This is a genomic window from Arthrobacter sp. BG3 (assembly GCF_056680185.1).
Genome location: NZ_CM155270.1, coordinates 529,897 through 540,992, shown reverse-complemented (window position 1 = coordinate 540,992; position 11,096 = coordinate 529,897). Strand labels below are relative to the sequence as shown.

Below are 11,096 nucleotides of genomic sequence, written 5' to 3'. Positions count from 1 at the left end.
TCCTGCTAACTTAGATTCCGTGTCCCAGCTAAATGATCTCCGTTCCCAGCAGAATGACCCCAGCTTCGCCAACGTCTGGCAGGAGCTGAAATGGCGTGGCCTCGTGCACGTCTCAACAGATGAGGCGGAGCTCGAGAAACTGCTCGCCGGCGATCCCGCAACCTACTACTGCGGCTTCGACCCCACGGCCCCGAGCCTGCATCTGGGAAATCTGGTCCAGCTGCTGCTGATGCGCCGGATCCAGCTGGCCGGCCACCGGCCCCTCGGCCTCGTCGGAGGCTCCACTGGCCTGATCGGCGATCCGCGGCAGACCGCCGAACGCGTCCTGAACACCCCCGAGACTGTCGCCGAATGGGTCGGGAAACTGCAGGAGCAGGTCCAGCGTTTCCTCAGCTTCGAAGGCGAGAACGCGGCCCGGATGGTCAACAACCTGGACTGGACCGCTCCGTTGAGCGCCATCGACTTCCTGCGGGGGATCGGCAAACACTTCCGGGTCGGGACCATGATCAAGAAAGACATTGTAGCCAACCGGCTGAATTCCGATGAGGGGATCAGCTACACGGAATTCAGCTACCAGATCCTGCAGGGTATGGACTACCTCCAGCTGTTCCGCGATTACGGCTGTGTCCTGCAGACCGGCGGTTCGGACCAGTGGGGCAACCTCACCAGCGGCACCGACCTCATCCGCAAGGTCGAGGGCAAACACGTCCACGCGCTGGGTACGCCCCTCATCACCAACTCTGACGGCACGAAATTCGGCAAGAGCGAGGGCAACGCCATCTGGCTCGATCCCGAGATGTGCAGCCCGTACGCCTTCTACCAGTTCTGGCTCAATACGGCGGACAGTGACGTTGCGGCACGCCTGAAGGTGTTCACATTCCTGAGCCGTGCCGAGATCGAGACACTCGAGACCGCGGTTGCCGATCGGCCCTTCGCCCGCGAAGGACAGCGCAAGCTGGCCTACGAAGTGACCTCCCTGGTCCATGGTGTGGGCGCCACGGAGAAAGTCATCGCCGCCTCCGCAGCGCTGTTCGGCAACGGTGATCTTGCGGCTCTTGACGAGGCCACGCTCAGGGCTGCCACGTCCGAACTCCCGTCCGCCGCCGTCGACGCCGCCGGCCTGGGCATTATCGACCTCCTGGTGGCGACCGGCCTGTCGGACAGCAAATCCGCCGCCCGCCGCACCGTGGGGGAGGGTGGCGCCTATGTCAACAACACCAAGGTGTCGGACCCGGATGCTGTTATTGCAGCGGACCAGCTCCTGCACGGACGCTACCTGCTGGTGCGCCGGGGCAAGAAGAATCTGGCAACGGTGGAAGTCTCCGCGGCCTAGCACGGTGCCCCGCCCCATCCGCATGCTCCTTCCCGACCCGGTTGCACGGTCGGGAAGGAGCGTGTATTGTTTTCTCAGTCGCCACCGATGAGTGGCGGACAACCCCAACAAAAATATGAGAAGCAATTCTTCCAGTACTTTCGGCTCCCCGGAGCACGGGGTGCAGAAATGAAGAATTTGCTTCACATTTAGCTGGGTCTATTTATTCCATCAAATGAAATTTGGATGAAAATCTGGATTTGCAAAGTTGATATGAATGAAATAAGCTTGAAATATCGCAGCGAAGAAAAGCCGGAACGAAAGAATTCAATTATATTGAATTCTGTCCGTTAGTACTTTGAATGTGTCTGTTGTTTGAGAACTCAATAGTGTGCCAAGTTTGTTGATACCAATTTATTGTATTGAATTGGTTGAATTGACTGGATCCGCCACCCCGTGGTGTGGTCTGGTTTTTACAGCTGGTTTCAAATTTTGTGCATTGTGTGCATCCCGTTTTCCCGGGGGCGCATGGTGTGTCTGTTTTACTTCAACGGAGAGTTTGATCCTGGCTCAGGATGAACGCTGGCGGCGTGCTTAACACATGCAAGTCGAACGATGATGCCAGCTTGCTGGTGGATTAGTGGCGAACGGGTGAGTAACACGTGAGTAACCTGCCCTTAACTCTGGGATAAGCCTGGGAAACTGGGTCTAATACCGGATATGACTCCTCATCGCATGGTGGGGGGTGGAAAGCTTTATTGTGGTTTTGGATGGACTCGCGGCCTATCAGCTTGTTGGTGAGGTAATGGCTCACCAAGGCGACGACGGGTAGCCGGCCTGAGAGGGTGACCGGCCACACTGGGACTGAGACACGGCCCAGACTCCTACGGGAGGCAGCAGTGGGGAATATTGCACAATGGGCGAAAGCCTGATGCAGCGACGCCGCGTGAGGGATGACGGCCTTCGGGTTGTAAACCTCTTTCAGTAGGGAAGAAGCGAAAGTGACGGTACCTGCAGAAGAAGCGCCGGCTAACTACGTGCCAGCAGCCGCGGTAATACGTAGGGCGCAAGCGTTATCCGGAATTATTGGGCGTAAAGAGCTCGTAGGCGGTTTGTCGCGTCTGCCGTGAAAGTCCGGGGCTCAACTCCGGATCTGCGGTGGGTACGGGCAGACTAGAGTGATGTAGGGGAGACTGGAATTCCTGGTGTAGCGGTGAAATGCGCAGATATCAGGAGGAACACCGATGGCGAAGGCAGGTCTCTGGGCATTAACTGACGCTGAGGAGCGAAAGCATGGGGAGCGAACAGGATTAGATACCCTGGTAGTCCATGCCGTAAACGTTGGGCACTAGGTGTGGGGGACATTCCACGTTTTCCGCGCCGTAGCTAACGCATTAAGTGCCCCGCCTGGGGAGTACGGCCGCAAGGCTAAAACTCAAAGGAATTGACGGGGGCCCGCACAAGCGGCGGAGCATGCGGATTAATTCGATGCAACGCGAAGAACCTTACCAAGGCTTGACATGAACCGGAAACGCCTGGAAACAGGTGCCCCGCTTGCGGTCGGTTTACAGGTGGTGCATGGTTGTCGTCAGCTCGTGTCGTGAGATGTTGGGTTAAGTCCCGCAACGAGCGCAACCCTCGTTCTATGTTGCCAGCGCGTTATGGCGGGGACTCATAGGAGACTGCCGGGGTCAACTCGGAGGAAGGTGGGGACGACGTCAAATCATCATGCCCCTTATGTCTTGGGCTTCACGCATGCTACAATGGCCGGTACAAAGGGTTGCGATACTGTGAGGTGGAGCTAATCCCAAAAAGCCGGTCTCAGTTCGGATTGGGGTCTGCAACTCGACCCCATGAAGTCGGAGTCGCTAGTAATCGCAGATCAGCAACGCTGCGGTGAATACGTTCCCGGGCCTTGTACACACCGCCCGTCAAGTCACGAAAGTTGGTAACACCCGAAGCCGGTGGCCTAACCCCTTGTGGGAGGGAGCTGTCGAAGGTGGGACTGGCGATTGGGACTAAGTCGTAACAAGGTAGCCGTACCGGAAGGTGCGGCTGGATCACCTCCTTTCTAAGGAGCACCTACAGTCACCTTGCCCCGTGTATGCGGGTGTGGAGGGGTTGTCAGGAGTACGCCCGTTGCGCAGACGATAGTTCTGCGGCGGGTGCTCACGGGTGGAATATCAACGAATAGCGGCCGCCGGTTTTTCCCTGGCACCCAGTACGGACTCTCCTTTCGGGGGTGGTCCTGGAACGGTGGCGGGGAGGGTACGGGCGGTTTAGTGTTTGGCACACTGTTGGGTCCTGAGGCAACAGGGCCGGGGTTCGCGGCGTAGGCCGCGGGGTCCGGGTTTTGTTTGTTTCTGGTTTCCTGGCTGCATCGAGCACGCACGAAGAGTGTGTGGGGTGTGTGGTTTGGGGTTGTTGTTTGAGAACTACATAGTGGACGCGAGCATCTTTTATAAGAAGCAATTTCCAAGAATATGAACCTGGATCTGTCGCTGTTGTCCTTCGGGGCGGTGGTGGTGGTTTCCGTGGTTCTCTCGAAAATTAGCGTTTTTGATCTTTTGTGGTCAAGTTTTTAAGAGCACACGGTGGATGCCTTGGCATTAGGAGCCGAAGAAGGACGTAGGAATCTGCGATAAGCCTGGGGGAGTCGATAACCGGACTGTGATCCCAGGGTGTCCGAATGGGGAAACCCCGCCAGGGGCGCGAGTTACCTGGTGACCCGCATCTGAACACATAGGGTGCGTGGAGGGAACGCGGGGAAGTGAAACATCTCAGTACCCGCAGGAAGAGAAAACAATAGTGATTCCGTCAGTAGTGGCGAGCGAACGCGGATCAGGCTAAACCGTTCCATGTGTGATAGCCGGCGGGCGTTGCATGGTCGGGGTTGTGGGACTTCCCATTCTGTCTCTGCCGGGACAGTGGGGTGTGTAGTACAGGCATAGGTGAACGGTCTTGAAAGGCCGGCCAGAGAGGGTGTGAGCCCCGTAACCGAAATGTTGTGTACCGCCCGGGGAGTATCCCAAGTAGCACGGGGCCCGAGAAATCCCGTGTGAATCTGTCAGGACCACCTGATAAGCCTAAATACTCCCTAATGACCGATAGCGGACCAGTACCGTGAGGGAAAGGTGAAAAGTACCCCGGGAGGGGAGTGAAACAGTACCTGAAACCGTGTGCTTACAATCCGTCGGAGCCAGTCTGATTCTGGTGACGGCGTGCCTTTTGAAGAATGAGCCTGCGAGTTAGTGTTACGTCGCGAGGTTAACCCGTGTGGGGAAGCCGTAGCGAAAGCGAGTCTGAATAGGGCGTTGCAGTGGCGTGATCTAGACCCGAAGCGAAGTGATCTACCCATGGCCAGGTTGAAGCGACGGTAAGACGTCGTGGAGGACCGAACCCACTTCAGTTGAAAATGGAGGGGATGAGCTGTGGGTAGGGGTGAAAGGCCAATCAAACTTCGTGATAGCTGGTTCTCCCCGAAATGCATTTAGGTGCAGCGTTGCGTGTTTCTTACCGGAGGTAGAGCTACTGGATGGCTAATGGGCCCTACAAGGTTACTGACGTCAGCCAAACTCCGAATGCCGGTAAGTGAGAGCGCAGCAGTGAGACTGTGGGGGATAAGCTTCATAGTCGAGAGGGAAACAGCCCAGACCACCAACTAAGGCCCCTAAGCGTGTGCTAAGTGGGAAAGGATGTGGAGTTGCGAAGACAACCAGGAGGTTGGCTTAGAAGCAGCCATCCTTAAAAGAGTGCGTAATAGCTCACTGGTCAAGTGATTCCGCGCCGACAATGTAGCGGGGCTCAAGTACACCGCCGAAGTTGTGGACTTCAGATATTTGCTAAGCCGCCCCTTGTGGGTTGGTTCAGGCGTCTGGAGTGGTAGGGGAGCGTCGTGTGGGCAGTGAAGTCGCGGTGTAAACCAGCGGTGGAGCCTACACGAGTGAGAATGCAGGCATGAGTAGCGAAAGACGGGTGAGAAACCCGTCCGCCGAATGATCAAGGGTTCCAGGGTCAAGCTAATCTGCCCTGGGTAAGTCGGGACCTAAGGCGAGGCCGACAGGCGTAGTCGATGGACAACGGGTTGATATTCCCGTACCGGCGAAAAACCGTCCATGCTGAACAGGGGATACTAACTGCCCGAAGCCTGCCTGAGCGCCCTTGTGGTGTGAGGGTTTTGGTGGAGCGCGGGACCTGATCCTGGGAGGCAAGCGTATTAACAGGTGTGACGCAGGAAGGTAGCCGAGCCGGGCGATGGTTGTCCCGGTCTAAGGATGTAGGGCGAACGGTAGGCAAATCCGCCGTTCATGATGCCTGAGATCCGATGGGACTCCCGTAAGGGGGGATTCGGTGATCCTATGCTGCCTAGAAAAGCATCGACGCGAGGTTTTAGCCGCCCGTACCCCAAACCGACACAGGTGATCAGGTAGAGAATACTAAGGCGATCGAGAGAATTATGGTTAAGGAACTCGGCAAAATGCCCCCGTAACTTCGGGAGAAGGGGGGCCCCCATCGTGATGGACACTTGCTGTCCGGAGCGTGCAGGGGCCGCAGAGACCAGGGGGAAGCGACTGTTTACTAAAAACACAGGTCCGTGCGAAGTCGCAAGACGATGTATACGGACTGACTCCTGCCCGGTGCTGGAAGGTTAAGAGGACCGGTTAGCCGCAAGGCGAAGCTGAGAATTCAAGCCCCAGTAAACGGCGGTGGTAACTATAACCATCCTAAGGTAGCGAAATTCCTTGTCGGGTAAGTTCCGACCTGCACGAATGGAGTAACGACTTCCCCGCTGTCTCAACCATAAACTCGGCGAAATTGCAGTACGAGTAAAGATGCTCGTTACGCGCAGCAGGACGGAAAGACCCCGAGACCTTTACTATAGTTTGGTATTGGTGTTCGGAGTGGCTTGTGTAGGATAGGTGGGAGACGTTGAAGCCCGGACGCCAGTTCGGGTGGAGTCATCGTTGAAATACCACTCTGGTCACTTTGGACATCTAACTTCGGCCCGTAATCCGGGTCAGGGACAGTGCCTGATGGGTAGTTTAACTGGGGCGGTTGCCTCCTAAAAAGTAACGGAGGCGCCCAAAGGTTCCCTCAGCCTGGTTGGCAATCAGGTGTCGAGTGTAAGTGCACAAGGGAGCTTGACTGTGAGAGAGACATCTCGAGCAGGGACGAAAGTCGGGACTAGTGATCCGGCGGTACATTGTGGAATGGCCGTCGCTCAACGGATAAAAGGTACCTCGGGGATAACAGGCTGATCTTGCCCAAGAGTCCATATCGACGGCATGGTTTGGCACCTCGATGTCGGCTCGTCGCATCCTGGGGCTGGAGTAGGTCCCAAGGGTTGGGCTGTTCGCCCATTAAAGCGGTACGCGAGCTGGGTTTAGAACGTCGTGAGACAGTTCGGTCCCTATCCGCTGCGCGCGCAGGAAATTTGAGAAGGGCTGTCCTTAGTACGAGAGGACCGGGACGGACGAACCTCTGGTGTGTCAGTTGTACTGCCAAGTGCACCGCTGATTAGCTACGTTCGGATGGGATAACCGCTGAAAGCATCTAAGCGGGAAGCTCGCTTCGAGATGAGATTTCCATACACCTTGTGTGTGAGAGGCCCCCAGCCAGACCACTGGGTTGATAGGCCGGATGTGGAAGCGAGGACTAACGACTCGTGAAGCTGACCGGTACTAATAGGCCGATAACTTACACCACACACCACCCCGCGAACCCATTCAAAAGGGGCTCGCACCAGCGGGTGGTAAAAAGAAACAAGACTGCTTGCGTCCACTATGTGGTTCCCAAACAACAAACCCGCCATCAGCGTGTTTGTTCCAGGGAACAAAACCACAACAACATAACAACACCACAGTTGTAACACCAGATTTCCACACCCCCCCGCGGGGGTGTCGGAGCAAGGGTTACGGCGGTCATAGCGTGGGGGAAACGCCCGGTCCCATTCCGAACCCGGAAGCTAAGACCCACAGCGCCGATGGTACTGCACCCGGGAGGGTGTGGGAGAGTAGGTCACCGCCGGAACATCATTAAACGGTCGAGAGCCCCAACCACAGGTTGGGGCTCTCCCGCATTTAACAACCAAAACGGAATATGAGGCACCGGACCAGGTGGCGCGGCACCGGAATTTTTCAAGCTGAACGGTACCAACGGGAGTTAGGCGGCTGACTGTTCAGTGTTTTCCTTGGGCTGATTGATCCATGCGGGCCCGGGCAGGGCCAGGATTTTGGGGTCGGTGGTTTTGGTGAAGCGGTTGGGGTGTCTCGCCCTCGCTGCGGCGAGGATTGCGGAGCGTTCCTTGGCGATGCCGGCGGCGAGCCTGTAATGGACGTTCGCGGGCGTGTGGAAGCCGATCCCGGAATGCTGGTGGTGATGGTTGTACCAGTCCACAAACTCGCTGATAAAGGCCCTGGCATCGCCAAGTGAAGCGAAGCGTTCGGGAAACATGGGCCCGTATTTCATGGTCTTGAAGAGGCTTTCTGAGTACGGATTATCGTTGCTCACCCGGGGCCGGGAATGTGACCGGGTGACCTCCAAGTCCGAGAGCAGCGCGGCCACAGTCTTGGACGTCATCGAGGTCCCCCTTTCCGCATGCACCACTTGCGGGATGCCGTGGATACCGAAGATTTCCTTCATCATCTCCACCGCTAGAACCGCAGATTCGCTGGCGTGCACGTGCGCGCCGACAATGAAGCGGGAGTGGATGTCGACCATCATGTAGCAGTCGTAGTATCTGCCCTTCACGGGCCCGGCCAGCTTCGTAATGTCCCACGTCAGCACCTGGCCCGGGGCGGTGGCCACGAGTTCGGGAACGGCCCGGGGAGGGTGCTTGGCCAGGCGGCGGCGTTCCTTGACCTGTTTGTTCTCCTCCAACACCCGGTAGAACGTTGACAATGAACCCAGATAGACGCCCGCATCCAGGAGCTTCGCATAGACCTGCATCGGGGCCAGGTCCACGAACTCGGGGGCGTTCAACACCGCCAACACCGCAGCCCGCTCGGCAGGGCTGAGCTTGTTCGGTGGCGTCACCGCCGCCGCCTCCCGGGGCGGTGAGATCTTGCGGTAAACCGTGGTGCGTGAGACGCCGGTCAGGGAGGCCGCCCGCCGGGTGGGGACCTGTTGTTGGCGCAGGCCGTGGTAGGCGGCCATCAGTTCTTCTTGGACTTCGGCTCGTCCGGTGATTCCTGAATGGCGTTCTCTAAGAACGCCGAGAGTTTTTCCATGATTCCCAGGGCTGCCTCGGATCGTTTCAACCGGCTCTCACTCACCCCCAGCTGGCGGCGCAACCGCGCGATCTCAGCCTGCTCCGCCGACAGCTTCCCGATTGTCTCCCCGGGCTTCTTGCCCGCCAAAACGCCTGCATCACGGAGCCGGCGCCATTCAGTCATCTGCGAGGAATACAGGCCCTCGCGGCGCAGGAACGCACCCCCTTCGTTGCCTTGGCATGCCGCCTCGTACGAGGCCAAATATTCAAGCTTCTGCACTGGGGTGAACGACCGTCGCTGGGTCGGTCCACCAGAACGCGGTCCGGGACTGTTCATAGGACCATCTTGGCCTACGGCACTCAAAACTGGACTGGACATGATTACTGGATTCCTCGTTCTCGCCCCACGCGATTAAGCGGACTTGCTATGAGCCCTTGGTACCGTTCCAGCCTGACACGTAGGGCACCCGCAATATGTGATTACTGCTACTTTGTCACCGGTGCGCCCTCGCCTGCGACGTACCGGCCCCCGTTAGTATTTGGTGGGGCTTGCAAACCGCGGCCCGGGTGGAACAAAAGCGTCCACTATTCGATTTGGGGGAGTGGTTTAGTGAAATTTCCAAAAGTGATTGCCTTGGTGGCAATCCTGGCGGCCGCTGCGGCGACGTCGACGGTTCCGGCTCACGCCGAAGATCTACCTGCCATTAGTCCCGCCATAACCGCCAGCCTGCAGCCGTCACCTGGAGCGGAGCCTACGGTTTCGCCCGACCCGTCAGCCACCTCCGGACCTGCGACCTCCGCGCCGCCGGCAACGCCGGCGCCCACCATGGCCGTGCCTGGAACGACACCGTCGGGCACGCCGACGCCCTCGTCTGAGCCGGGGCCGACAAGCACCGCCACCGCCGAGGACCTGCCCTCGGGGGTAGCCGCGGTCGGTGCCGGCGATTCGGCCATCCAGGCCCGCTGGTTGTCCCTGGGCGGCGAGACGGGCTGGCTGGGTGCCGTTGCCTCCACCGTCTTTTGTGAGTTGCGGGACAGCGGATGTGTCCAACGTTACGAACACGGCGCCATTCACTGGTCTGCTGCGACAGGAGCCCACGCAACAACTGCGGCCATTGCCGCAAAGTGGGCGGCCCTGAACTGGGAGTCCGGGCGTCTCGGCTATCCCATCAGCGAACAGGTATGCACACTGAAGAACGCCGGTTGTGTCCAGCGTTTCGAAGGCGGGGCCGTTCACTGGTCCGCTGCGACCGGAGCCTACGCAACCTGGGCGGCCATCGCCGCAAAGTGGGCCGAACTGAACTGGGAGTCTGGCCGTCTCGGCTACCCCACCAGCGACGAAATTTGTGGCCTGAAAAACGGGGGATGTGTCCAGCGTTTCGAAGGCGGGGCCGTTCACTGGTCCGCTGCGAGCGGAGCTCACGCAACCTGGGCGGCCATTGCTGCCCGCTGGGCCACCTTGAATTGGGAATCCGGACGCCTGGGCTACGCCGTCAGTGACGAGACCTGCGGCCTGAGGAATGACGGCTGCGTCCAGCGTTTCGAAGGCGGCGTCATGTACTGGTCGCCCTTTGGCGGCGCGCAGCCAATGTGGGGTGCCATCCTCTCCAGCTACGGTGCCAGGTCCTGGGAGGCAGGCTCACTGGGCTATCCGGTCGCCGCCGAATCCTGTTCCGGCGCCAGCCCGTGTTCACAGGAGTTTCAGTACGGCCGGTTCACCTGGACAGCCGGCTTGGGTGTCAATTACCACCTCCGGTCTGCGGGCTACTGCGAATCTTTGAACCGAAACGCCGTGCGATACCTGGGCGCTGGGCCGGCGAGGGTCTCCTTCGCAATTGCCGAGGGCTATCCTGCAACACCGGTAACCTTCACCACGTGCGTCCGCGCCAACGGGGCCTACCAGGAAGAGTGGTCCGTGGCCGGCTATGCCGGGGAGAGCGGATTTGCGCGGCCCGGCGTCGCCTCCGGTCCCACCATCAACAAGTTTTCGCCGACCGGATCGTTCTCGGTGACGGAAGCATTTGGCCTCGGAAACCCGGGAACCGCACTCTCCTACCTCCAGGTCAACCAGTTCTCACGGTGGGGTGGCCGGTTGAACTCCAACTACAACAAGTACTTCGAATCCAGTGCCGACATTTTCCCGGACGAAAACATGTGGTACTACGCAACACGGCCGTCCCATGATTATCGCCAGGGAGTTGTGATCAACTACAACCGGCCGCCGGACTCAACAATCCAAATGAATGCCGGCTTTGCGATCTTCCTTCACGCCAACAGGGTCCCCACCTGGGGCTGCATTTCCCTCAACGAGGCAGACGTCGTGAGGTTCCAGCAGGGGGCTGTTCCCGGAGACCGAATCATCATGGGAGTCGGAGATGATGTTTTCAACTAAGACGACGGGGCTTGCGGGCCTCGGATTGATCCTCGCGGTTGGACTGTCGGCGTGCAGCGGGTCCTCCCCGTCCGCCAGTACGGGGGCGTCGACGTCGGCTGGATCCACGGCCGCGGCGAGTCCCACCAGTTCTTCGCCCGCCACCGCCCGTGACGGATCGTCGCTGATTCCCACCAGTGAAG

The 11,096-nt window shown here is 58.7% G+C and carries 3 protein-coding genes and 3 rRNA genes; 5 read left to right on the top strand and 1 reads right to left on the bottom strand.

Annotation, left to right across the window (positions count from 1 at the left end; translation table 11 throughout):
- Positions 1-19 precede the first annotated feature (19 nt).
- The 4 genes from tyrS to rrf all read left to right on the top strand — a co-directional run bounded on the left by tyrS (position 20) and on the right by rrf (position 7,342).
- On the top strand, positions 20-1,333 hold the full coding sequence (gene tyrS, locus AC1MFL_RS02440; protein WP_479813190.1) for a tyrosine--tRNA ligase: 1,314 nt from the start codon (positions 20-22) through the stop codon (positions 1,331-1,333).
- Between the two features lie 526 nt (positions 1,334-1,859).
- Positions 1,860-3,383: ribosomal RNA gene (locus AC1MFL_RS02435) — 16S ribosomal RNA — on the top strand.
- Positions 3,384-3,883: 500 nt separating this feature from the next.
- Positions 3,884-7,018 (top strand): 23S ribosomal RNA (locus AC1MFL_RS02430).
- A 207-nt stretch (positions 7,019-7,225) separates the two neighbouring features.
- A 5S ribosomal RNA gene (gene rrf, locus AC1MFL_RS02425) occupies positions 7,226-7,342 on the top strand.
- The 16S, 23S and 5S rRNA genes sit together here, the layout of an rRNA operon.
- A gap of 132 nt (positions 7,343-7,474) precedes the next feature.
- On the opposite strand, the gene AC1MFL_RS02420 is transcribed toward rrf, so the two are convergent.
- Positions 7,475-8,859 (bottom strand): IS3 family transposase gene (locus AC1MFL_RS02420; RefSeq protein WP_479813188.1). Its coding sequence is split into 2 segments (ribosomal slippage): positions 7,475-8,541 and positions 8,541-8,859, totalling 1,386 coding nucleotides; the frame shifts between segments, so codons are not numbered across the junction.
- Positions 8,860-9,354: 495 nt separating this feature from the next.
- Between AC1MFL_RS02420 and AC1MFL_RS02415 the strand changes: the two genes are divergently transcribed.
- The gene (locus AC1MFL_RS02415; RefSeq protein ID WP_479813186.1) at positions 9,355-10,914 is read left to right on the top strand and encodes a hypothetical protein; all 1,560 of its coding nucleotides are present in this window, start codon (positions 9,355-9,357) and stop codon (positions 10,912-10,914) included.
- Positions 10,915-11,096: the final 182 nt, after the last annotated feature.